The sequence below is a fragment of the Methanomicrobium sp. genome (assembly GCF_055145805.1).
Genome location: NZ_JBSREC010000051.1, coordinates 1 through 24,775, shown reverse-complemented (window position 1 = coordinate 24,775; position 24,775 = coordinate 1). Strand labels below are relative to the sequence as shown.

General features: G+C 38.3%; 21 protein-coding genes. 12 read left to right on the top strand and 9 right to left on the bottom strand.

Features of this window, described 5'->3' with window-relative positions; all coding sequences use genetic code 11:
* Nucleotides 1–162: 162 nt before the first annotated feature.
* Nucleotides 163–744 carry a carbonic anhydrase gene (locus ACTB1O_RS04105; RefSeq protein ID WP_462993870.1) on the bottom strand — a complete coding sequence of 194 codons (582 nt, stop codon included), beginning with the start codon at nucleotides 742–744 and terminating at the stop codon, nucleotides 163–165.
* A gap of 384 nt (nucleotides 745–1,128) precedes the next feature.
* On the opposite strand from ACTB1O_RS04105, the gene thiM reads away from it, so the two are divergent.
* From thiM to ACTB1O_RS04075, 6 genes are all read left to right on the top strand, one after another.
* Nucleotides 1,129–1,938, top strand: a complete 810-nt coding sequence (gene thiM, locus ACTB1O_RS04100) for a hydroxyethylthiazole kinase (protein WP_462993869.1) — start codon at nucleotides 1,129–1,131, stop codon at nucleotides 1,936–1,938.
* On the top strand, nucleotides 1,928–2,572 hold the full coding sequence (gene thiE, locus ACTB1O_RS04095) for a thiamine phosphate synthase (protein WP_462993868.1): 645 nt from the start codon (nucleotides 1,928–1,930) through the stop codon (nucleotides 2,570–2,572). The genes thiM and thiE overlap by 11 nt, the downstream gene beginning before the upstream one ends.
* A 274-nt stretch (nucleotides 2,573–2,846) precedes the next feature.
* Nucleotides 2,847–4,106: a uracil-xanthine permease family protein gene (locus ACTB1O_RS04090; protein WP_462993867.1), complete on the top strand. Its 1,260-nt coding sequence runs from the start codon at nucleotides 2,847–2,849 to the stop codon at nucleotides 4,104–4,106.
* A 1-nt stretch (nucleotide 4,107) separates the two neighbouring features.
* Nucleotides 4,108–4,737, top strand: coding sequence for a uracil phosphoribosyltransferase (upp, locus tag ACTB1O_RS04085; RefSeq protein ID WP_462993866.1), 630 nt, complete (start codon nucleotides 4,108–4,110; stop codon nucleotides 4,735–4,737).
* A gap of 124 nt (nucleotides 4,738–4,861) precedes the next feature.
* Nucleotides 4,862–5,746, top strand: a complete 885-nt coding sequence (locus tag ACTB1O_RS04080) for a DUF368 domain-containing protein (RefSeq protein ID WP_462993865.1) — start codon at nucleotides 4,862–4,864, stop codon at nucleotides 5,744–5,746.
* 754 nt (nucleotides 5,747–6,500) lie between these two features.
* Nucleotides 6,501–7,373 carry a methanogenesis marker 12 protein gene (locus ACTB1O_RS04075; protein ID WP_462993864.1) on the top strand — a complete coding sequence of 291 codons (873 nt, stop codon included), beginning with the start codon at nucleotides 6,501–6,503 and terminating at the stop codon, nucleotides 7,371–7,373.
* Between the two features lie 8 nt (nucleotides 7,374–7,381).
* Here ACTB1O_RS04075 and ACTB1O_RS04070 read toward each other — a convergent pair whose 3' ends face one another.
* The 3 genes from ACTB1O_RS04070 to ACTB1O_RS04060 all read right to left on the bottom strand — a co-directional run bounded on the left by ACTB1O_RS04070 (nucleotide 7,382) and on the right by ACTB1O_RS04060 (nucleotide 12,232).
* On the bottom strand, nucleotides 7,382–9,268 hold the full coding sequence (locus tag ACTB1O_RS04070) for a HAMP domain-containing sensor histidine kinase (RefSeq protein WP_462993863.1): 1,887 nt from the start codon (nucleotides 9,266–9,268) through the stop codon (nucleotides 7,382–7,384).
* Between the two features lie 317 nt (nucleotides 9,269–9,585).
* Nucleotides 9,586–11,247 (bottom strand): thermosome subunit alpha, encoded by a 1,662-nt coding sequence (gene thsA / locus ACTB1O_RS04065; protein ID WP_462993862.1) that lies wholly within the window; start codon nucleotides 11,245–11,247, stop codon nucleotides 9,586–9,588.
* 58 nt (nucleotides 11,248–11,305) lie between these two features.
* Nucleotides 11,306–12,232 carry a transcriptional regulator gene (locus tag ACTB1O_RS04060; protein ID WP_462993861.1) on the bottom strand — a complete coding sequence of 309 codons (927 nt, stop codon included), beginning with the start codon at nucleotides 12,230–12,232 and terminating at the stop codon, nucleotides 11,306–11,308.
* A 74-nt stretch (nucleotides 12,233–12,306) separates the two neighbouring features.
* On the opposite strand from ACTB1O_RS04060, the gene ACTB1O_RS04055 reads away from it, so the two are divergent.
* From ACTB1O_RS04055 to ACTB1O_RS04045, 3 genes are all read left to right on the top strand, one after another.
* Nucleotides 12,307–13,539 (top strand): TiaS agmantine-binding domain-containing protein, encoded by a 1,233-nt coding sequence (locus ACTB1O_RS04055; RefSeq protein ID WP_462993860.1) that lies wholly within the window; start codon nucleotides 12,307–12,309, stop codon nucleotides 13,537–13,539.
* 413 nt (nucleotides 13,540–13,952) lie between these two features.
* Nucleotides 13,953–14,894, top strand: coding sequence for a glycosyltransferase family 2 protein (locus ACTB1O_RS04050; RefSeq protein ID WP_462993859.1), 942 nt, complete (start codon nucleotides 13,953–13,955; stop codon nucleotides 14,892–14,894).
* A 360-nt stretch (nucleotides 14,895–15,254) separates the two neighbouring features.
* Nucleotides 15,255–15,599, top strand: coding sequence for a DMT family transporter (locus ACTB1O_RS04045; protein ID WP_462993858.1), 345 nt, complete (start codon nucleotides 15,255–15,257; stop codon nucleotides 15,597–15,599).
* A 35-nt stretch (nucleotides 15,600–15,634) separates the two neighbouring features.
* Here ACTB1O_RS04045 and ACTB1O_RS04040 read toward each other — a convergent pair whose 3' ends face one another.
* Nucleotides 15,635–16,243, bottom strand: coding sequence for a class I SAM-dependent methyltransferase (locus ACTB1O_RS04040; RefSeq protein ID WP_462993857.1), 609 nt, complete (start codon nucleotides 16,241–16,243; stop codon nucleotides 15,635–15,637).
* A 201-nt stretch (nucleotides 16,244–16,444) separates the two neighbouring features.
* Here ACTB1O_RS04040 and ACTB1O_RS04035 point away from each other — a divergent pair, with 201 nt between their 5' ends.
* Nucleotides 16,445–17,176, top strand: coding sequence for a class I SAM-dependent methyltransferase (locus tag ACTB1O_RS04035; RefSeq protein WP_462993856.1), 732 nt, complete (start codon nucleotides 16,445–16,447; stop codon nucleotides 17,174–17,176).
* 99 nt (nucleotides 17,177–17,275) lie between these two features.
* Here ACTB1O_RS04035 and ACTB1O_RS04030 read toward each other — a convergent pair whose 3' ends face one another.
* The 3 genes from ACTB1O_RS04030 to rfbB all read right to left on the bottom strand — a co-directional run bounded on the left by ACTB1O_RS04030 (nucleotide 17,276) and on the right by rfbB (nucleotide 20,352).
* Nucleotides 17,276–18,205 carry an NAD-dependent epimerase/dehydratase family protein gene (locus ACTB1O_RS04030; RefSeq protein ID WP_462993855.1) on the bottom strand — a complete coding sequence of 310 codons (930 nt, stop codon included), beginning with the start codon at nucleotides 18,203–18,205 and terminating at the stop codon, nucleotides 17,276–17,278.
* A gap of 67 nt (nucleotides 18,206–18,272) precedes the next feature.
* Nucleotides 18,273–19,142, bottom strand: coding sequence for a glucose-1-phosphate thymidylyltransferase RfbA (gene rfbA, locus ACTB1O_RS04025; RefSeq protein ID WP_462993854.1), 870 nt, complete (start codon nucleotides 19,140–19,142; stop codon nucleotides 18,273–18,275).
* Nucleotide 19,143: 1 nt separating this feature from the next.
* Nucleotides 19,144–20,352: a dTDP-glucose 4,6-dehydratase gene (gene rfbB / locus ACTB1O_RS04020; RefSeq protein WP_462993853.1), complete on the bottom strand. Its 1,209-nt coding sequence runs from the start codon at nucleotides 20,350–20,352 to the stop codon at nucleotides 19,144–19,146.
* A gap of 257 nt (nucleotides 20,353–20,609) precedes the next feature.
* On the opposite strand from rfbB, the gene ACTB1O_RS04015 reads away from it, so the two are divergent.
* Together ACTB1O_RS04015 and ACTB1O_RS04010 are read left to right on the top strand one after the other, a co-directional pair.
* Complete coding sequence (locus ACTB1O_RS04015) at nucleotides 20,610–22,217, top strand: glycosyltransferase family 39 protein (RefSeq protein ID WP_462993852.1); 1,608 nt, start codon at nucleotides 20,610–20,612, stop codon at nucleotides 22,215–22,217.
* Between the two features lie 39 nt (nucleotides 22,218–22,256).
* Nucleotides 22,257–23,366 carry a glycosyltransferase gene (locus ACTB1O_RS04010; RefSeq protein ID WP_462993851.1) on the top strand — a complete coding sequence of 370 codons (1,110 nt, stop codon included), beginning with the start codon at nucleotides 22,257–22,259 and terminating at the stop codon, nucleotides 23,364–23,366.
* Here the strand turns inward: ACTB1O_RS04010 and asnB are convergent.
* Nucleotides 23,319–24,775, bottom strand: a 1,457-nt coding sequence (asnB, locus tag ACTB1O_RS04005) for an asparagine synthase (glutamine-hydrolyzing) (protein ID WP_462993850.1), incomplete at its 5' end; no start/stop codon positions are given. The genes ACTB1O_RS04010 and asnB overlap by 48 nt on opposite strands.

Sequence of the window (24,775 nt, the reverse complement as noted above, 5' to 3'; positions counted from 1 at the left end):
TAAACGTTTTTTATTCATTTTAGTATTAAGGACAAAAACTAGAGTATAGTTGCCATTTGGTACTTACATGAAATTATTATAAAAAAAAGGTAAATAGATATTTTCTATAAGTTATTGCATGAAGGTTCTCAGAATATGAATAAAAAAAGCATGGAAATCCCATTAAATTATCTCTTCCACATTTCCGGTTTCAAGAGAATAATAAATCCCTTTTAGTATGATATCGCCATTTTTTTCTGATTCCTTCACAAAATCATATTTACATAGATTTTTTACCTGGTTTTTTATATTTTCTTTTTCTAAAAGCGTTTGTTTCTCCCTTTTATTTTCAGGTGTTTCCTCCGGCAGACCCAGACTTTCAACATATTCTTTTGCCTCTTTTGCATGTATTAGCCATTGAGAGAGATAATTGCCCTTTTTATCTTCATTTAATGCTTTCATTGCTCCACATTCGGAATGGCCGCATACAACCACGTAATCAATATCAAGATTATTTAATGCATATTCCAAAACTGCTCCAAGATTTGGATCATCTTTTGCAACAATGTTTCCTATATTGCGATGGATAAATATCTCTCCCATTTCAGCTCTGAATATTCGTTCAATATTGACACGTGAATCCGAACAGCCAATTACAAGTGTATGGGGAGTCTGCCCGTTTTTAAGACGCTCATAATGATTTTTATTTCTGTGAAAATCTTTCTGCAAAAATATTTTGTTTCCCTCAAGTAGTTTTTCAACCATATAATCAAACCTCTCTAAATTAAATATTCTGGGGAAAAAACCTATTTAAAAATATGCATTCTAACCAATAGGCATTTTGCGGTCTTTTTAGGCTCTAAAACTCATTTTTTAAATTTAGTTCTCTCTAAAAAAAGTCAGGTACCTGACTGAAAAACTTCAAAAACAAACAACAATGATATTGAAAGTTATGAAAAACATCTGTGGTTGTGAATATCCGGGCGCAGCCCTTGTCGCTGCAAAAGCTCTCAGGTCAGGCGTGCGTGTCTTCTCGTGGCGGATTGTGGGGAACTATATCCGGATTATGTTGAGTAATAATTTCATTTGGATTTAATTTCATTCTGACAATCATCAGAAATATGTTGTATATCAGCCAATAGAATTACAATGGATGGAAAGACAGCAGCAGAGCTTCTGACAAAATTGCGGTTGGAAAAACCGGTAATTCATCATATAACCAATTATGTGACTGTGAATGACTGCGCAAATATAACAATCTGTGCGGGTGCATCTCCTGTAATGGCGGATGCAAAAGAAGAGGTAGAAGAGATGGTCTCTATTGCAGGTGCCCTTGTCTTAAATATCGGAACTCTCTCTCCTGTTCAGATTGAATCCATGCTCATTGCAGGAAAGAGGGCAAATGAACTTAATATTCCAATAATTCTTGATCCCGTCGGTGTGGGCGCAACCGGCCTTAGGACAAAAAGTGCGTTAAAACTCATAGATGAACTGACCATATCTGTTATCAAGGGTAATGCCGGCGAAATAGGGGTTTTAGCCGGTGCAAAGGCAACAGTCCGGGGTGTTGATTCCGGCTCCCTTGAGGATGATCCTGTCACAGTTGCAGTAAAATGCTCTGAGTTAACAGGCGCAGTTGTTGCGATGAGCGGTGTAAAAGATATCGTAACCAACGGCAAAAGGACGGTTTTCGTTGAGAACGGCCATCCTATGATGGGAAATCTTTCAGGAACGGGATGCATGGCGGCATCGGTAACAGCCGCTTTTGCTGCTGTTTCCGATGACTATCTGTTTTCAACAGCATCTGCCCTTGCATTATTCGGTCTCTGCGGGGAGAAGGCCTCAGTATATTCAAAAGGGCCATATTCGTTCAGAACAGGACTATGTGATGAGCTGTACAGGTTAAATTCAGTTGAACTGGGTGTTGATGCGAGGATAAAAGACGCAGATGGCATATGATCTTTATATTGTAACGGATGAGGAGATATCAAAGGGAGTCTCACATGTGAGGATTGCAGAGCTCTCTTTAGCCGGAGGAGCAGACTGTATCCAGCTTCGGGACAAGAAGATGTCGCCTGAAGCCCTGCTGACTGTTGCAGAGGAAATATCTGTTATTTCAAAAAGATATGAATCACTTTTTTTTGTAAATGACAGCCTTGATACTGCAATTGATTCCGGTGCTGACGGTGTTCATCTCGGGCAGGATGACATGCCGGTATCTGAGGCGAGGGAGGTTGCACCCGCCGGATTTTTAATCGGGGTTTCTGTCGGGAATCTGTCTGAAGCGAAGACTGCGGAGAGGGATGGTGCGGACTACATTGCATTAAGTCCGACGTTTGATACAGATTCAAAACATGATGCAGGTCCTGGAAACGGCCTTTTTGAGCTTAAAAAAATATGTGAAAGTGTATCTGTACCGGTAATAGGAATAGGAGGAATAGGCCTTCACAATGTCCGGGATGTGATAAATGCAGGCGCATCCGGTTGTGCAGTAATATCAGCGGTTGTTGCCAAAAAGGACATAACAGCTGCTGCCTTTGATATAAAAAAAGCGATATCTGATGCTAAAAAAGAATTAGAACGGTTTTTATGAGATTTTTTCAGGCCGGTCTGACTTCTGAAAGAAATTCCTGAAACCTCCACTTCCATTAAAGTTTTTAATCCTGAAATTATCGTAGATTCAGTTTTAATTTAAATTCATGATAATGCAATCAAAAGAATAAATATATCAGTTTTAAGAAAAAAATTTTAGAGGATATATCTTCTGTGTGAAACAGGGGCATGTCGAGTGGAAACGTCGGTGTTTCCTGTAATCCATACCAACCCCTGATATCAGGCAGCACCGGCATTTTAATGGAGAATTTTATATGGAGTCTTTTAATCTGTCGGATTTTTTTAAAAAATCAGTCTCCGGTCTGCAAATTCTGTTTGTAGCGTTCGGAGCATTGGTTTTGGTGCCGCTAATAACCGGGCTTGACCCGAGTGTGGCACTATTCACCGCAGGTATCGGTACACTCATCTTCCAGGTGGTTACAAGATGGAAGGTCCCGATATTTCTTGCATCGTCATTTGCATTCATACCCGCGATAACATACGGGGTTGCAACCTGGGGTATTCCCAGCACTATGTGCGGTCTTGCCGCTGCAGGTCTGTTTTATGTTGTTTTGAGTTTTGTTATCAGATACTTTGGTATTGAGATTGTGCACAAAGTGTTCCCGCCAATTGTTGTGGGGCCGGTTATTGCTGTTATCGGTCTTTCCCTTGCACCTGTTGCAGTTGCACAGGCGCTTGGAAAATCAGGTGACGTCCAGGTAATTCCTGTTGAAATAGCATTAATTCTTGCGGGAATTTCACTAATTACAACAATTGCGGTATTTGCATATGCAAAGGGCTGGATGAAGCTTGTCCCGATTCTCTGTGGTATTGCAGTAGGTTACATTGCATCAATAATTCTCGGAGTTGTTAATTTCACAACTCTTTACGAGAGTTCATGGGTTGCAGTTCCTCAATTTGTTCTTCCTGAATGGAATCTTGCAGCGATAATATTCATCGTTCCTTTTGCGATTGCACCTGCAATCGAGCATTTTGGTGATATACTTGCAATCAGTTCTGTAACAGGAAAGGATTTCCTAAAAGATCCCGGTGTTCACAAGACAATGCTTGGTGACGGTATTGCAACATTTGTTGCATCCTTCATAGGCGGTCCGCCAAACACAACCTATTCGGAAGTTACAGGCGCTGTTGCGCTTACAAAGGCGTATAATCCTTATATTATGACATCAGCTGCAATATTTGCAATTATATTTGCATTTATCGGAAAGATAGGTGCATTTTTACTGACAATTCCGCTTCCAGTCATGGGCGGTGTCATGATTCTTCTCTTTGGTCTTATCGCAAGTCTTGGAATTGACCAGCTTGTCAAAAACAAGGTTAATCTGAGAAGCAGCAAGAATCTCATAATCCTTTCAATAGTGCTTGTAACCGGTGTCGGGGGCCTCTTTGTCCCTATCGGCGATGCACAGATTGCAGGTGTCGGTCTTGCGGCAATTCTTGGTGTTATCCTAAACCTTGTTCTTCCTGAGCCGAAAGAAGAGGCAAATGAGGATAAGATGGGAGTTGATTTCTAAAATGGCAGTAATTCCTGTCTCCCACCCGCTTGTGACACATAAACTGGGAATGCTTAGAAACATTGAGACAAACTCAAAGGATTTCAGGGAGCTTATAACAGAACTCACCACATTTCTCACTTATGAGGCGACAAAAGACTGTGAACTTGAATCTGCAACAATCTACGGATGGGAGAAAAAACCGACCGAAGTCCAGATGATGGCAGGTATTGATCCGTCCATAGTCCCTGTCTTTCGCGCCGGAATCGGGATGCAGGAAGGTTTCATGCAGGTTATTCCGACAGCAAAAATAAGCTATATCGGATATTACCGTGATGAAACAACCTTAAAGCCGAAGCTTTATTATTCAAAGCTTGCAGCAAATATTGACAAAAGACGGGTATATGTCCTTGATCCTATGCTCGCAACAGGAGGAACAACCTCTGCTGTCTGCAACCTTCTTAAAAAAGAGGGATGTAAGGATATCAGGGTAATCTGCATTCTTGCAGCACCCGAGGGTATTGCAAAGATGAATAAAGATCATCCCGATGTTGATATAATGCCTGCTGTCATTGACAGTCACTTAAATGAGGACGGATACATTGTTCCCGGTCTCGGTGATGCCGGTGACAGGCTTTTTGGAACAAAATAAATTTTTCTTTTATTTTTTTAATTTTTACATAAATTTAGCATAACATCAAAATTGTTTTCTGCATCCTGATTTTTTAAAAGTCTTTACAAACCATAAATACGTAAACTGAACAATAAATAATGAGATGGCCGATAATTCAAAAACAGAATATATCCTGATATTTTTAAAAGGCCTTTTTATGGGCACCTGTGATATAATCCCCGGGGTTTCAGGGGGAACAATAGCGCTTATTACAGGAATATATGAGCGTCTGATAACAGCAATAGGAAACATTCGTCCTGAGATTGTGACCTCACTTTTAAGGCGTGATTTTGGTTCATTTTCAGAGGAATTAAAAAGAATTGACTATCTCTTCTTAATATCCCTTGTTGCCGGAATCGGGCTTGCGGTTGTAACCCTTGCAAGGGTTATTCTGATATTTCTAAATGAATATACTGCACTGACATACTCATTCTTCTTCGGACTTATTGCGGCATCATCAGTTCTGATATTTCTGGAGATTGAGCATGAATCAAGGGACAGACTCGCTGTTTTGTTTATTCTTGCAGGACTTCTTGCAGGTTACTTAACAGCGGGCTTAAATCCCGCGGCATTTGGTCACTCTCTTCCTGTTCTCTTTGTTACAGGAATGATTGCAATATGTGCAATGATCCTCCCCGGAATTTCGGGTGCTTACATCACACTTCTCATGGATCAGTATGAATACCTCCTTGCGGCTCTAAAGTCGTTCTCCCTGCCCGAGATTATATCCTACATAACAGGCGGGATAATCGGTCTTTTGCTCTTCTCAAAAGTCTTAAAATATCTCTTAAAAAATCATCACTCTTCCATGCTTGCATTTTTAACAGGCCTTATGCTTGGTTCGACAAGAATGCTTATTACAAGAATTGAAGCGGCAGGCGGCTTTGGAATAGATATTATTCTGATATTTATTGCTGGTATTCTGATAGTTGTGGCAATGGAATATGTAAAGCGTATTTACATTGGAAAAAATGATAATTCTGCTTAAAAATCATATTTAACTTTTTTAAGGGCGCTTTTTAAACATTATTTCTGTTTAACTATCCGGTTAAACCATCTTTCTTTGCGGGTTTTATTCATTTATATACGTACGGGATGACTTATTATCATCAAATAACTCCAGGTGGAGGTGGTCTGATAGAAAAAAGAAAACTATTACAAAACGCCGGAAGATGTTATCCTGAAGACGGATTTTCTGTCACCTGATAATAAAATCCGGTTTTAAACCCCCATACATACGACAAAAGGCAAAAATTGCCACTATTTTTTTTAAATTTCATTAAAAACTGATTATGCTGACTGTTTTTTATTCAGCCAATTTCTATTGTGATTCAGCTTAAAAAAACCAAAAACCTTCTTTTCACTCCTCCCGGTCTGTTTAACTGTCCGGTTAAACCATTTCTCCCTTCGGATTTCATTCATTTATATACGTACGGGATGACTTATTATTATCAAATAACTCCGGACGGAGGTGGTCTGATAGAAAAAATAAAATTACTACATAACTCCGAATGTTATCGTCAGAAAAACGGATTTTCCGTAACCTGATAATAAAATCCGGTTTTAAACCCACAAACATACGATAAAAGGCAAAAATTGCCACTATTTTTTTAAATTTCAATTAAGATCTGATTTCAGCTGTTTTTTGTTTAAGTATTTTCATCCTGATTCAGTTTTAAAAATTGCCGATGTTTTGCATATACATATTTGTGAGTTAAATGTGAATATTAATCAGGACTTTTATGTTTATCGGGATAGATCATGGCACAACGGCAATAAGATTTGCATCAGAAGATTCGCATTTTAAAATTTCAAGAAAGGATGCGGTCTCTTTTGAATATTCAGATCTGAAATGTCTTTGCAATACTGATGAGATTGAGGGGATAGCCGTCTGCTATTCCATGGGTGACGGAATAACTGACATAACTGACATAAGGGCGGTTAAAAACCGGGGTGTAATTACAAGGGAAGGCGCCGGAGAGCACATCGGCGGCGGAACAAAGGTTTATGACGAAGTTAAAAAAAGCGGTGTCCCTGCAATTGTAATTCCCGGAATTCACAGAAATTCCCCGACAGATCCGCGTTTTAAGGTATATTCTCACCAGACAAGCCCGGAAAAACTGGGAATTGCATATGAGGTCGCAAAAAAACTTGGAAAGGATTTCATTGTGGCAGACGTCAGTTCAAACTCGGTCACGCTTTTAGTATCAGACGGAAATATCACAGGAGCCTTTGACGCCTGTATATTTGCTCCGGGAACGATGCACGGCGCAATTGATGTTGACGGGATAAGAAAGATAGACGAGGGCATATGGACTGCAAACGAGGCATTTATGCATGCAGGAGTGCGTGAAAATATGCCGGAGAATTTACATAATTCAACTCTTGCAATGTTTGCTGCAATGGAATGCGCCTCAATGAAGCTTCTCAATAAAAAAGCAAAAGTTGCACTTGCAGGATCAGCTGCACCCCTTATATCAGAAGAGGTATCAGGACTTTTGGGAGAGGAAGTTATGGTTTATGACGAATGGTGCGCCTCAAAGGGCCTCTCTTCGATTGCAGCGGATGTCTTTGGCGGTAAGAAAACAATTATGGGCCTTAATGTCTCTCTTTAATCTCTGGTTTATACTTTTTTTAAGACAATACAAATTCTGAGTCCTGTTTTGTGTTCATCCCCCGGGATGTCAGAAATCGACACCCTGCCGCCATAACTTTCGACAAGATTTTTTACAATGTAGAGGCCCATTCCTTTTCCTGTTGCCTTTGATTCTTTTATTTTCTCCCTGAAAAGGCGTCCAAATGCTTTATCCTTTGCATCATCCGGCATTCCCGGCCCGTTGTCATCAATACAGACCTGTATTTCATCATCTTTTTCTTCTGCCGTAATCTCAATTCTGCAGTCATCTCCTGCATATTTTTTTGAATTGCCGATGATGTTTGAGAATACCTCGCCTAAAAGTTCATCTGCAAGGACAGTATATCCGGAATCTGTATATTTTATATTCAGTTCAGGGAAGTGTGATACCTCTTTTTTTATTGTTTTGTCAAGTGAAACCGGTTTTAAATGGACATTCTGACTCTGTATTCTGCGGATCAGTGAGACATTTGCTATTATATCCGTACTGTGTCTTATTGATGAGATCATTTTTTTACTGAGCTTTTTTGTGTTTTCATCCGGCAATTCTTTTATAAACTCTGCATATCCGAGTGCTGCCATGTTTGCATTGTTGATGTCGTGCGTCATCAGGTCAATATAGAAGTTTGCCTTGTTATTTGCCTCATTTAAATCATTTGTACGTTTATGAATTATCTCCTCAAGTTCTTCATTGTGTTTTTTTATGATTTCTTCTGATTCGCTGAGATTATCAATCGTTACTTTCAGGCGTAAAACCATGTTTGAAATGCTTTCGCGGAGTTTTAAAAATTCTTCTCCTCCCTCTGCCCTGATTTTATGATCCAGATTGCCTCCTGATATTTCATCAACATCCTCAACAAAATATTTTATTGGTCTTGTGACTATGTCTGTTGCCAGGTAAAACACAAAAATTAAAAGAATCATCACAAGGAAAAAAGAGATGACTTTTGAGAACAGGATTTTCTGAAGTTCTTCCTCTATTGCGGTATTTGAGTACTCAAAGGCTATTGCAACACTGGAATCAGTACCTACACCGGGATTGTAAAGGTCAACATAGCGGTATCTTGTAACAGTATTCTCCTCAAGATTTTTTATGCTGATATCTGATTTCTTTTTGATTATATCGTTAGAGATGAAATATTTTGTCTCTTTATCTGCGACATCGGGTTCTCCTATTGTAATACCGTGAATATCATATATTCTGACGGACAGAAGATATGGATTCATTTCAATCAGTGAATCTGCCGCTTTTTTAAACTGAATCCGGTTTCTTGTGTCACTGTAATTTTTTATATTATATGAAAGTTCAAGTATGTATTTTCCGTCAGGTGCGGGATAGTATGCATATTTACTGGCTACAGAAGTGTCTCTTACACCTCTTATTATCCTGTCGCCCCGGTATTCGCCTGAAGAAAATATCATGTCGAGATGTTCGGAAAATTCCTTGTTTCCGCTGAAATTAAGTCCGAGATCTATCTCTTTTGTAGAGTATCTGACGATATGATCCCTGTCAATCAGATAGAGGTCATATTCCTGTCCGAGTTTTTCTTTTAAGGCATAGAGATCCAGTTTTTTTGGGTCTCCCTCTGAAATATTGTATGCCTCAATAAAAGGAGTGAAAGCAGATTTCATTCTGTCGTCAAAGGTTTCGTCATATATCTCAAGGCCTGTGTTGACAACCTTTATGCTCTCTATTATACTTTCTTCGGTATTTATCTGCAGATTTTCGTAGTTATCATTGAAATTATTTTTAAGAACATTATAGTCTGATACACATACAAACAGGAGTACAGGGATGACAATAAGGATGCATACAATCAGAATATAGAAAGAAAAAGAAAAGTTATCCTTAAATACACCCCCCGTTTTTTTCATTTTTATCCCGGCCTTTGATATTTTTAGCTAATTGAAACGGTTGTTGTTAATCATATATAAATTTTGATTAAAGGGATTTTTTGGGGAGAAAATTTTGATATAAGCCTTAAAAACAGAGTCCGTTTTTCGAATAAGATCTGATATCCGGGATGTAAAATATTATGCTCTTTGATAATGTGCTGAATATGAGAAGAATTTATACGACCCTAAAAGGTCTTAATTTTTAAAATTTATATAAATATTTTTTTGCTGTTTTTTAATTGTGGTTTAAGAATTTCATAAAAAAAAGTTTTTTGTATATTTTATGGGGGATGACTTTACATCATTCCGGGTGGCATGCCGCCCATTCCACCCATGCCGCCCATGCCTGCCATCTCTTCAGGTGATGGCATGCCGCCGCCACCCATCTTGGATGCTGCAATGACGTCATCGATTCTTAAGATCATGACTGCTGCTTCTGCTGCTGATGCGATTGCCTGTGTCTTAACACGCATTGGCTCAATAACACCTGCTGCAAGCATGTCGACTGCCTTTGCGTCAAACACATTGAGGCCGAATGTCTTGTTTCCGTTTTCGTGTTCTGAACGGAGTTCAACAAGCATGTCAATCGGGTCAAGACCTGCGTTTTCAGCAAGTGTGCGTGGAATAATTTCAAGAGCTGCTGCAAATGCCTCGATTGCAAGCTGTGCACGTCCTTCCTGTGTTGCTGCAAATTCGCGGAGTCTGAGTGATAACTCAACTTCCGGTGCTCCTCCGCCTGCGACAAACTTCCTGTCTTCGACTGCGACTGATACAACACGGAGTGCGTCTTCAAGTGCACGGTCAAGTTCATCGACAACATGTTCTGTTCCGCCACGGATGATGAGTGTGCATGCCTTTGGATTGGTGCACTCTGTGACAAAGATCATATCCTCTCCGCCGACCTTCTTCTCTTCAACAAGGCCTGCCTTTCCAAGCTCTGCTGCATCGATTGCATCGATTGATGAGATTACAGATGCGCCTGTTGCACGTGAGAGTTTCTCAAGGTCTGACTTTTTGACACGGCGTATTGCAAGTATTTTTGCCTTTGCAAGGTAATGCTGAGCGACATCGTCGATACCTTTCTGGCATACGAGGACATTTGCACCGGATTTGACGATCTTGTCAACCATTCCTCTGATCATCTTCTCTTCCTCGTCGAGGAACATCTGAAGCTGGTCAGGTGAGGTGATTGATATCTCTGCATCCACTTCTGTCTTCTTGAACTCAACAGGAGCGTTTAAGAGGAGAATCTTTGCGTCAACAACCTTCTTTGGCATTGACGGGTGGACACGTTCCTTATCGATTACAACACCCTCAATAAGTTCAGAGTCATCGACTGTGCCGCCGACCTTCTTCTCAATCTTTACAAAGTCTGTGTCAACTGTGCCGTCATCTTCTGCAATCATTGTGATTGCCTTAACAACAAGTTCGTTGAGCTTCTCTTTTGCAGCCTCGGCACCCTTTCCGGTCATTGCTGTGTCTGCAATCTTTTTGAGCATCTCAATGTCTGTCGGCTTGATATCAATTGCAATATCCTTGATTATTGCCTGTGCCTTGTCTGCTGCAAGTCTGTATCCGTGTGCAATTATTGTGGGGTGAACATCCTGTTCGAGGAGGTCTTCCGCACGCTTTAGAAGTTCGCCTGCAATAACAACAGCTGATGTTGTGCCGTCTCCGACCTCATCGTCCTGTGTCTTTGCAACTTCGACCATCATCTTTGCTGCAGGGTGCTCGATGTCCATCTCTTTTAAAATTGTGACACCGTCGTTTGTTATTACAACATCGCCGATTGTGTCAACGAGCATCTTATCCATGCCCTTTGGACCGAGTGTTGTACGAACTGCACCTGCAACAGCTTTTGCTGCTGCAATATTGCCACTCTGCGCATCGCGTCCGCGTGTGCGCTGGCTTCCTTCTTTTAAAATAAAGATTGGCTGACCGCCAAGATTTGCTGCCATAATTATTCTCTCCTATTAATGTCTTAAAAAAGTGGTTTGTGGTTCTATATATATATTGTCACTCGTCGATGAGCTCTATAAGGTCTGAGCCTTCATCCAGAGTTGAGAGTTCTTCTTCGCCTATTATCAGGGTTTTGCCGATCTTCTTTCTTTTTTTGTAGTCTGTCAGAACGCAGACGGCTTTTGAATTGGTGATATCAGAGATGTTTCCTATGAGTGCAGCGCGTCTTAAGGTCTTTTGCGCAGTACCATAGCCTGTTAATATTGTCTCCTTCTCATATACGCAGAGAGCCTCAAAAGGAGCCCTCTGCATAGTATGAGTCTCCATTCCCATTCTTTCAAAATCATGGGGAATGTTTTCTTTTTTGCTGTGTTCAGAGGCTTTCTCCTCATCCTGGTCGCTGATAGGGGTATGTGATAAAAGATTTATAGCCTCAACAATTGCAGTGTCAAATAATTCCTCAAGTTTTATTGCAATATCAAGCGTTGTGCTCATCCCGCCCTCGTATTTTGATATTGTTCTTCTGGAAACACCAAGAGATCCTGCAAGATCACCAAGGGACATGCTCCGCCGCTCACGCAGTTCCCTGACCCTTCCTCCGTTTATGTTTACATAGAGGCCGCCGGGCTGTGCATATACAAGCGGCGGAACATTATCCACAAAAAAGTCATAGAGTGTCGTTGAGCTTGTTGCGATTATTCCGTATCTTAAATAAACCGCTCCTCTTTCAAGTTCGAAATCCCTTGCCTTCTCTCCGATGATGAAAGGCTTTGCATTGAGGTGCTTTGCGATTATTGCAAGGTCACGTGCACTTTCCTCTCCCACGCTGTCGATATGCGGAACTATTTTTATTATCAGTATATTGTCGCCTTTTCGCGCAATCAGGTCAAAACTGCGCGGACGCAATCCGCAGCGCTCGGAAACATTGTAGCCTGCCATTATAAGCACACTTACAACTGTCTGGAGAAGTCTCTCATGGGACATTTTGTTAAGGTTTCTTTAGAGAATGTAACTATATAATTAGTACTGTATTATAACGAAAAATGAGGAGCGGATTTTTGAGCACTATCAGAATTGGAATTGACGACACGGACTCACCAGGCGGGATGTGTACTACGTACCTGGGGGCTCTTTTATGCGACAGGCTAAAAGATGCAGGTTTTTCCATCACCGAAAGACTTCTTGTGCGCCTAAATCCCAATGCACCTCATAAAACAAGAGGCAATGCCGCAGTATGTATTGTCGCAGACGGCAAAAATCCCGGCGACAAAGAGAGGGCATTTTCGATTGCATGCAGTCTTGTAGAAGAATTTTCCGAGTTTGAGTGCGAAAACACAAATCCGGGCGTTGTCGTATGTGACTCTCTGCTCTCAACTGAATTTTACAATAAGGCGCTCAGGGATTTCTGTACAATTGAGGAGGCGGAATCAATCCTTTTGCAGTCCAAAGCCCTCTATAAGGGATGGAAGATAAGACGCGGGCTTATCGGCGCGACAGCAGCGGTTTCAGCGGATTTTTCAGATTTTACATATGAAGTCCTGGCGTACAGAAGTCCCTTCTCAAAGGGAATCAGAGAAGTTTCAAATGAAACCATATTCCTTGCCGAAAAGATGACGTACCCGCATACCTGGGACTCTGTTGACCTAAAAAACAGTGTTGTTGTCTGCGTCCCGCATACTCCTGACCCTGTTCTTTTCGGGATCAGGGGTGAGTCGCCTGAGCGGGTTTTGGAGGCACGTTCATACATTAAATCAGAAGAGCCTGAAAGGGAGACTGTCTATCGGACAAATCAGGGAACTGATGCACATCTTGTTGATTCTGATATCGCATCAGTTCAAAACGGCCGCTCATACAGACTAAAAGGTGTCGTCTCAAAAGTGCCGGTTACAGGCGAGGGCGGTCATGTGGCTTTTGCAATTAAGAGCGGGGATTATTCTGTCCGCTGCATGGCATATGAGCCGACAAAGGGATTTCGGGACATAATCAGGGGTTTAAGGGAAGGAGACCACGTACTTGTCTGCGGGAGTTTTAAAAACGAAAGTGTGAATGTTGAGAAAATCTTCATCAAATCCCTTGCTGAAGATATAATAAAGAAGCCTCCTCTTTGCCCTGAATGTAAAAAACGGATGACAAGTGCAGGGAAGGATAAGGGATATAAGTGCCGCAAATGCGGTGCGAAGTCAGTGATTCCGGATTTATCTGTTGCTGAGAGGACATTGTCTTTAGGATGGCATGAAGTCCCGCCTGTTGCGAGGAGACATCTTTCCATGCCGCTTGTGAGAGGAAAATAAATATCAATCTTTTTTTTATATTATTTATTTCTATATTTTTTGGTTACTTTAATTGTTAATTAATTTGGTGGTCTCATTATAATCGAGAAAAGTGATTAAAAAAAATTCTCATCTTAATATTATTTTTCTTCAGCGTATTTTTCTATGAATTTTATATCCCGTAGAAAGAGGAGGTATGCCTATTTTCTTTTTTTTTGGAAATTCTCTTATATCTGTCAAATCAATTAATTATAAAGAAAACTTGATAATTATAAGAAAAAATAGATACAATTTCAGTTGTTAAGATTCATGTTTCATGCCGCTGAAATGGCACTAATTATTAGAAAGCATAGTCACAAACAAAATCCATTGCACTCAATAAATTGTGGTGTTTAATAAAAATATAGGTTATTCAAAGCAGGTTGGAGATAAATATGAAAGATAATAGTCCTCTTTTTTCTGTTGTTATTCCGGTGTATAATGCAGAACATACACTACCTGAATTAATAAACAGAATAGAACAGGTATTCTGTGATCTTAATTATTCTTATGAGATAATCCTGGTTGATGATAATAGTCAGGATAATAGCTGGAATATCTTAAATGATCTATATCTAAATAAAGAAAATTTGAAAATAATTCACCTTGCCCGGAATTTTGGTCAACATAATGCAACTCTTTGTGGCTTTAAATATACCAATGGAGACTATGTAATTACCCTTGATGATGATCTGCAACATCCACCTGAAGAAATACCTAAACTCATAGAGCATATCAATACCGGTTTCAATGTTGTTTATGGCAAATATGAGCCAAAAAACTCCAATTGGGTCGCAAATATACTTAGTAAGGTGTTTCAGAATAGAATTCATAAATTACTTGATATACCATGCAATATTTTTCTTTCCTCATTTGGTATATATACACATTCTGTTGTGCAAAACATGATTGCTATTAAAAGTTCATATCCGTTTATTTATGGTCTGGTAATACAATCGACAACAAGTAAAAAAATTGGAAATGTGGATGTAATTCATCATGAGCGAAATGTTGGAAAATCTAACTATGGCCTTATAAAATATTTTAAATACTCATTAAATTTATTTATTAATTATTCTTCCTGGCCTCTGTTACTTGTCTCGTATATTGGTATATTAACAAGTATTATCAGTATTTTTATCTCCATATGGATTATATATCAAAAAATTATCGATCCTGCATATGGGTTAATGGGATGGAACTCTTTAATAGTTGCAATTACTTTCATAGGCGGTCTGTTATTACTTTCTATGGGGATTATTGGGGAATATTTAAGGAGAATTCTTATGGAAACCTCCTATGGTCAACAATATGTCATTGAAGAAATGGAATTATAATATGGTTCATCCCAAATATTTCATCTTTATACTATTATCTATTTTTTTTCAGGCATTAGGAGGAATCTTTGCAAAATATGCAGCTTTAACGTCTGTTGATCTCCCGATTTTTGATTTAATTCTAAATCCATTTTATTTTATCTTTATTTTCTTCCTTTTTCTCCAGGCAATCGTCTGGCAGCAGGCATTGATACACTATCCTCTCTCTTTTGCATATCCTTTCATGAGTCTTTTCAACTTTATCATCCTGTTCGCATCGGCAATTTTATTTCATGAAGGAATTAGTGTGGCAAATATCATAGGATTGGTTATCATATCTATAGGAATTGCTGTGCTTTCTCATAAATACGGAGGTGAATCATGTTTATTTCCATAGCCCTTGTCTTACTTGCGGTTCTGCTTACCGGCTTTAGCCAGGTGCTTTTAAAAAAGGGCTCACAGAATGGATGTGGCATAGATGCATGTTTCCTTGCTGTCTATCTAAACAGGTATACAATCAGTGCTTATGGACTGCTTCTGTTCACAACGATTATTTCGGTTATTGCGATGCAGGTAGTACCTCTAAAGCTTTTCTATGCCATTGCATCACTCAACTTTGTGGTGGTGGCGGGGTTGTCATGGGGACTTTTGAAAGAAAAGATCTCCGGGAGGATGCTTGTTGGGATCGGACTGATTGTGTCAGGAATAGTGGTTTTCAATTTTTAAATATGAGATGAATTAAAAAAATTAACATATTTATTTCAATCATCGAAATTTTCATTTTGAGTCTTGCTTATTTCACATATGATATAATAATATGGTATTATCAGTTTGGATCTGATTATTGTACATTTCACATCAGGAAATTTTGAGAATAGAGCTAAATATTCAGTTTTATCTCTGATGAATTTACCCCTGTCAAGGCTTAGCGCAATTCTGTTAATCACCCCAATCCAGTCCCCTTTAACATTATCGAGAGTTATAAGTTTTCCTCCTTCCTTTAGACAGCGGTACCCGTCATTAAGTAACTTAACTGCATGCTGATCCGGTAAATGGTGGATAACACCTAGTGAGAGAACTAAATCAAATGATTCTTTGAAGGATAAATCATAATCTGAGATATCACCTACAATGAAAGTTCCTTTATCCCCAAATTTTTTTTGGGCGGATTTTATATATTTCTCATTAAAATCAATACCTGTGTATTGAATACCAAAGGGAAGATTCAATAAAATATCTGCCGGTCCACATCCAATATCTAATATTTTATCTCCTTTTTGAGGCTTTATATATTGATTTAGCTCTTGTCTGTCGGCTCCTAAAAATTTCATGAGCCGGGAGTAAAAGTACGGGTGATCAAGAACCTTCATAAGCAAGTAATTTTGGCTTTTTTTATATTTACAGATGTCGTACTACTATCTGAGCATCTATACAACAGTATTTGGTATTAATCGGACAATAACCATTTTTAAGGTTGATACTGACATAACCTTGAAGTATGATAAGACCTCATTTTAGTAAGGATTCTTTTAAAAAAATCAATTTCGTTTTGTTCATTTAGAGGTCAGGGGATGGGTAAAAAAGAAGATAAAGAGACTGATACAGGCCAGGCTGATTTCGATGTATTTGTAGATAAATATGATGCAATCCTGAAAGAAGATCTATCCCTTATTGCAAAAAGTAATGAACTGCAATTTTTTCCACAATCAAAGGCGGATATTTTAAAGCAGATTACAAACCGTATGAATATTGAACCTGAGAATATTCTGGAGTATGGCTGCGGAATTGGGAATAATCTTTCTTTTATTAAAAATAAATACCCTCATTCAAAAATATTCGGCTGTGATGTATCAGAAAAAAGTCTCGAAGTTTCAAGAGAGAGATATCCGGATATGGATTTTTTTGTTATTGGAAAAAATAACGAGATGAAAGATTTGTTTGATGTTATACTAATCCCTGATGTATTTCATCACATCGAACCGGAGGATCATAAATATTTTTTAGATACAATCAGTTCTTATCTGCGAAAAAACGGGGTTGTTGTTGTACTGGAGCATAATCCTTATAATCCAATAACGCGGCATATTGTCCGAAACTGCTCACTTGATCAAAATGCGACATTGTTATCTCTAAAATATATGAAATCTTTATTTATGTCATCAGGTTACCTTCCATGCCTGAAAGGCTATTTTATGTTTTTCCCCCCTAAATATCAAAATTTCAGCCCATTGGAGAGATATATCCAAAAAATACCACTTGGCGGAAAATATTTTGTGTCATTTAAAATGAAATCGGATATGTAATTTTTTTGATCTGTTTTCTTTATACTTTTGAACATTTTAGTTAATTAGTAAACCAGATTAACTGCCCGCTGCGGTGTCCTGCGATCCGTAAAATACTGTTCAATACTCTTTTTTTAACCAGTTCCATGTTTTTAAAATCCCATCGTACATACTGACCTGTGGTGTCCAGCCGGTAGTATTTGAGATCCTGGAGATATCAAGGACGATTTTTGAAATATTATTCCGGGAATCATCTGTGTAAACCGGATTTATACCCTTTCCTGTAATTTCTGACATCATGTCAATCAACTGGTTTAACGAAAGTCCCTCCCCGCTGCCAACATTAAATATGTTTTCGTTTGTATTACTCTCTAAAACAGCAAGAGTTGCGTCAATGGCGTCATTTATGTAAATATAGTCCCTTACTGCAGTTCCGTCTCCGAAAATAACCGGCTGTTCACTGTGCAATATTTTATACAGGGACACCGGAATCACTCCCTGCTTTCCAAGCGGATTTTGCCGTTCTCCAAAGGGATTTGAATAACGGAGGATGGAATATTTAATGCCATAGTTGCGGTAAAAATATTCAAGGTATCTCTCAATAGTAAATTTTGATATTGCATAGGGACTAACAGGATTTTTAGGATAGTCTTCACTGATTGGCTCTCCATCTGTCTCCCCGTATATTGTCCCGCCGGATGAGGGATATATAATCTTTTCAACATTATTTTCAAGAGCAGCTTCAAAAAGTTTAACAGAACCAATAATATTTTTCTCGATGTCGAAAACAGGAGTTGAGGATTTTGATGCAGGAGTTGTATTGGTTATATAATGAAACAGGATATCCGTGTCTTTCAATGCGGATGAAACATCATTGTAATTTAGAAAATCCCCTTTTATTAATTCCACATCATTTATACAGCCAGATAAATTTTCTGTGCCGTACTGGAATGTTCCAAATATTTTTACTTCATATCCTTTTCTGACCAGTTTTTCGGCCAGATGAGAACCAATAAACCCGTTTCCTCCAAAAATTATGCATTTAGTCATTTCCATAACCTTTTTTCTTAAAATCCCCGGATAATATCTTATGATTTTTTAAATCATGATTCTCTTCTCAGTCAGGCTCTGCTATGGTTTGAAGGTATTTTCCATAATCAGTTTTATCCAGTTTTTTACTTCTCGCAATGAGTTTGTCTTTGTCGATATATCCTTTATTATAGGCTATTTCTTCAATACAGGCGATGTACAATCCCTGCCTTTTCTGGATTGTTCCAACGAAATTGGATGCTTCAAGGAGTCCGTCATACGTTCCGGTATCAAGCCATGCAAATCCTCTTCCCAAAAGCCTCACGTTTAACTTTCCCATATTGAGATACTCCCGGTTTAGATCCGTAATTTCAAGTTCCCCCCGTGCTGAGGGTTTCAACCGCTTTGCAATATCAACAACGGATTCGTCATAGAAATAAAGTCCGGGAATGGCGTAATGTGATCTTGGCTTTTCTGGTTTCTCTTCAAGAGAGACAACAGATCCATTATTATCAAACTCAACAATACCAAACTCCTCCGGATTATGGACATAATACCCAAAAACTACCGCACCGCTGGTTAATGATGCAGCTTCCTGCAATAATGGTGAGAAACCCTGGCCATAGAAGACATTATCTCCTAAAATAAGTGCGACCTTGTCCCCGGAAATAAATTCTTCCCCAACAATAAACGCATCTGCAATTCCTTTTGGTTTTTCCTGAATAATATACGAAATATTGAGCCCTAACCAGGATCCATCACTGAATAATTTTTTATAAAGATCTATATGATCAGGAGTTGAGATAATGAGAATATCCCGTATTCCTGCCAGCATAAGCACTGATAGCGGGTAGTAGATCATTGGTTTATCGTAAATCGGGATCAGTTGTTTACTCATTGCCAGAGTTATTGGGGCGAGTCGCGAACCGCTCCCGCCTGCAAGAATAATACCTTTCATTTCACTCAGCTTTTTGCTTTGATCCATACAAAGTCTGCATGAACAACTTATATTCACTGTCGTAGTCGATAATCTGCTGCCACCATTCCGGGTTGTCAGCATACCATTGAATTGTTGAGGTCATATTGGTTTCAAAGTTTCCTGTATGGTTAAACCTAAGTTCCTCACATAATTTTGTATCATCCAGAGAGTACCTGCGATCATGTCCGGGCCGATCCTCAATGTGGCGTATGAGTGTCTCAGGTTTGCCAAGTGTTTGCAGGATGAAACGCACTATATCAATATTCTCTCTCTCATTCCTGCCTGCAATATTGTATACCTCACCAACAGAGCCCTCATTTATAATACAGTCAAGTGCCCTTACAGTGTCTTTGACATAAAGCCAGTCACGAATCTGTCGTCCGTCACCATAGACCGGCAGAGGTTCGTTTCTTAGTGCCTTAATTGTCATCAGTGGAATTAGTTTTTCCGGGTACTGGGAGGGTCCAAAGTTATTTGATGGGCGTACGATAGTGACGGGGAGTCCATATGTCTGATTATAGGCATATACCAGCCGGTCTGCTGCAGCCTTACTTGCTGAGTAGGGGTTGCGTGGATTTATCGGATCAGACTCTGTGAAACTGTGATCTGTTGCAACACCATATACTTCATCTGTCGAGATATGAATAAATTTTTTAAGATTCTCACACTTACGTGCAGCTTCAAGCAGAACATAAGTTCCATATACATCGGTCCTGATGAACATATCGGGGTTTAAAATAGACCTGTCAACATGTGTTTCTGCTGCAAAATTTACTACAATATCGGATATCTGCATGAGATTTTGGACGAGATCTGAATCGGAGATACAGCCATATACAAAGACCAGAGAATTCGTCCTAAGTAACTGCTCAGTTTCATCAGCAATTGATTCCAATGCTATGTTTCGTGCATTAAAGCGGGCAGTTTTATATGCAAGACGTCTCTTTTCTGCAATGATATCATAATCAACATCTATGGATGCTGACTCAGCCTCAATATGAATTGATGAGAGCCGTTTTTGGGTTGCAGGTATCAGAATGGAATCTTCATTAAGATTCACAGATATGTTTTCCAGATTGCCTGCATAGGTGAGTGAATCAAGAATAATCACCTTCTGCTTATTTTCGATAAGATGATTGACATAATTGCTACCGATGAAACCGGCGCCGCCTGTTATGAGGTAGATCATGGTGTTTTTAAGTCCTTTTTTGATTTGGGTAAGTTAGCAATATTTAATTAACAGATATTATTTGGCAGAGAAGAAATAAATATTTGTGGTAATCTCCGGTCAATTAGAATTAATTCCTTTAAAATATGAATAAAAATAACTGTAAGGTCTCAGGCATATTTGTTTTGTCATATGAGATATGTGCGGACAGTTAGACAGGATTAAAAAAATTTAAAGAAAGTCAGCTTTTTTATTGTTTAATTCCTAATATTTTATCAATGAATTATGAAATATCTTTCAGAGACTTTGGTAATTCAATCAGGGATTTTTTCTCTCATAATTATCTGCTTGTTCTGATCATGATATTAGGTTCTTTTTTAAGGCTCTATAAGATTGGTGATAAAAGCCTCTGGATGGATGAATTAATTTTACTTGATTATGTAATAAATTCTGATACTATCCTTGCTGTTTTAAAAAATTTTTCTTATTTTTCACCTATAGAGGTTTTACTAATTTATTTTCCAATTCATTTAGGAAACAATCCGGATTTCTTCATCAGGTTACCTGAAGCCATTTTGGGTATATGTTCAATTTATTTAGTATATCTCTTAGCTAAGGAATTATTTAACCAAAAATCAGCTCTGATAAGTGCATTTATATTTTCAATATCTCCAATACTGATCTGGTATTCCCAGGAAGGAAGGCCATATTCACTTTTTGTTTTTATGTCACTTTTATCCGCATATTTTTTTATAAAGGCCTTGAAAGATACAAATATTAAAAATTCAGCATTTTTTGTTATATCTACATTACTGTTGCTTCTGACTCATTCTTTCGCTGTTTTGCTTGTTCTGGTTGAGGCTTTATATTTTTTATTTCTTCTTTTTTGTGGAAGATTTGAATTATTCAGATCTTCAAATCCCTTTTGCAATTGTAACACTCTGAAGCTTTTTCTCTCTTTTTTTATAATTGGTCTCTTATTTCTGCCGTATTTTATCAATTCAGTCGGATTTAAGCTTGTGCAAACTGGTTTGAATTTTGGAAATCAAAATATTATTCCGAGAATTTATCAGACTTTTGGAACTTTTACAGTATCGCCTGGTTATTTTCCAATTGCCGAACTATTTGGAGTGTATAGTTCATTATTATTAATTATTGTAGGGATTTTTTTTGTCTCTCTGTTAATTGCAGGACTAATTTATTCCTTCAAAAAAAAGGGACATGCTTCTTTCTTTTTGTTTCTTTGGTTGAGTTTACCAATATTCTTATGTGTGATTGTAAATCTGTTAACCGGTAAGGTTGTGTTTGTTGAGAGGTATATGCTTTTTTGCATACCTCCGTATTTAATTTTTATTTCAAACGGAATTTTATATTTAAATGATATAATTATCTCAAAGCTGTTTGATAAGAAAACAGAAAATCAAAAAAATAAATTTTATAAACCACACTCTGTGGCTATAATTATATTGATATTGCTATCCGTTTTTTACATACCTATGAGCTTTTTTGGTTATCAAATTGAAAAACAGGACTGGAAAGGAACAGCAGAGTATTTAAATGAGTATTCAGAGTCTAATGACAAAGTTATCTTTATAGGAGGTGCTAATGTTGATTATTTCAAGTATTATTACAGAGGGAATTCAGAAATTTACTATCTGCCGATCGATACAGAAAAAATAGAGGATGAGATATATAATAATTCAGAAAAATACAACAAGATATGGCTTGTTGTATCGCCACATAACGGAGTGGGCAATGATTTTAAGGACTTTTTCAATAACTACACACTTGAGAAAGAATCATATGACAGAAGATATATTCCTGATTCCGGAGCATACATATTGCAGGGAGCAATTTTTAGTAAACCCGGGAATAATAATCTTTAATATAAGATTTTGTTTAATCAGATGGAACTGGTAAAATAAATGCTAATAAAAATATCAATATTAATGGTCATTGTCTCAGCAATTCCTTATTTTTACTATTTAATTGGTATATATGCCGGGAAAAAGAGTTCAAAAGTAAATATATGCAAAAATCTTCCCAAATTAAGCATAATAATATCCGCCTACAATGAATCGGCGGTTATAAAGAGAAGAATTGAAAATCTTGCAAAATCTGATTATCCAAAAGACAGATATGAGATATTATTCATAGATGACTGCTCATCGGACAAAACCGGAGTTCTCGCACAAAAGGCATTTGAAGAGAATGGCATAATTTTTAAAATCTTTTCAAACAGCGAGAGGAAAGGTACGAACAGATCATATAACCTTGCCATAAAAGAGGCAGAATATGATATCATTGTAACAACAGATGCAAACAAATTTTTCAAGGAAGATACCTTAAAAATTCTCATTTCACGCCTTTTAAGTGATGAAACAATTGCTGCAGTCTGTGCTGAAGTCCTGCCTGAGCCGAAATCTTCTTCTGAAAATCTTGCAGGAATGGAAAATATATACAGGAATTTTTATGGCCGGATGTGTGACTGGGAGAGTGCTGTTGATTCAACCTACAATTTCAACGGTGCACTTGTCGCATTTAAAAAAGATATAATCACATTAATCAATGAGAGGAAGGGAGCGGATGATGCAAATACTGCATTTGAGGCGATAAGAAAGGGCTTTCGGGCTGTATACGAGATTGACGCATTAGTGTATGAGAAAATTCCGCCAAAAGTAAAAAAGCAGTATAAACAAAAAATCAGGCGGGCAAAAAGGCTCATTGAAGCAACGCTTGCAAACACTGATCTTCTGCGTGTAAAAAGGCCTTTTTCAAGACGTTTTTACCCTTTGCGAATAATGATGTATGTTTTATGTCCGTCACTTTTTTTTGCAGGTGGAATTTTGTTTTCTGCAGGATTATTCCTGATAAACCCACTATACTGCCTTTTATTTGTTCTGGCAGGGGGCGGATTTAATTTAGTTTTTAAGAAAAACATTATATCCACATTTATACTCAATCAGTTTTACTTAATTGTCGGGCTTTTATATCTTTGGAAGGATATGAGGGTCTGGGAGAGCACATCCGTCTGACCGGCTGTCAAAAAAGATTCTCAGCCAGAGTTCAGTGCAGACAATCCTCCAGATTTCAGATGAATATTCTGATCTTTCTGAAAGAAAATTTTCATACTCTTCTCTGACCTTCTCAAAATCCCAGTATTTTCGCTTTTTAAACGATTCGGAATTGATAACCCCTAAAATTTCATCTTTTAAGTCTTCTTTCATCCAGACCTCTTCAGGGGTTGAAAATCCTTTCTTATCCATTCTGCAGCGGATTTTTTCAGGGACAATTCCCTTTATTGCTTTTCTTAATATGTATTTTGTAACGCCCCTTCGGATTTTCTGATCAGCCGGAAGCAATGTCAAAAATTCAATAACCCTGTAATCCAAAAAAGGCACTCTTGCCTCGACCGAAAATGCCATTGATGTTCTGTCTTCCCAGTGGAGAAGGTACGGAAGATTTGTGCTTTTCAGGTCGCAATCAAGGGCTTCATTCAGGCTTCCTTGATACCTCTTTAGCGGAATCTCCTCACCTTTAATAAGCCCCCTTCTTTTTTTCCTTACAAAAAACTGTGAGGCTGCATATTTCAAAAAGCTCCTGTGATTTTTTGATACACCATAGCCTTCAGAAACAGCCCTTATAAGATGTCCTGATTTAATGAGATTCATTATATAACAGTAAAAGTATGCAATATATCCGCCCAGCATCTCATCAGCACCCTGGCCATCTAGAACAACCTTTACATTTCTGCTGATATCCCTCATCACACAGTACTGGGAATATAGCGTTAGCTGCAAAAACGGCTCATCGTTTGAGTATATGAGGTGATTGAGATCACCCCACAATTCCTTTGGGTCCGGTTTTATGAAATGTGCATTTACATCCGATGATCTAATGGCAATATCGATAAATTCACTCTCATCAAATCTTTTGTCGGAAAACACAGCCGAAAATGTGTTCTGTGCCGAATTTTCGCCTGAGATGTTTTTATATTTCTTGATCTCGTTTATAAGCGCTGTTATTGTTGATGAGTCAAGGCCGCCTGAAAGGCACGTTCCTACAGGTACATCACTTCTTAAGTGTAGTTTTACAGAATCCCTTAAAAGTGTCAGAAAATCCTGTGAAAGTTCATTATCGGAGATATTTTTGGAGACTGCTTCTTTTGATGGCTTTGTATCCCAGTATTTTTCTATACGTGTTGAATCATCTGCAATTGCCATAAAATGGCCGGGCAATAGCTGGAATATTCCCTCAAACATAGTTTCGGAGTCATAGTCTGAAAGACCCCATTTTAAAAATGTAATCAATTTTTCATCATTGACACTGTTGCCGGTTTCCGGATTTTTGCAGAGTGCCTTGATTTCGGATGCAAAGACAATACCTGTCTTTGTATAGGAGTAGTAAAACGGTTTTATCCCCACCCTGTCGCGAGCGCAGAAGA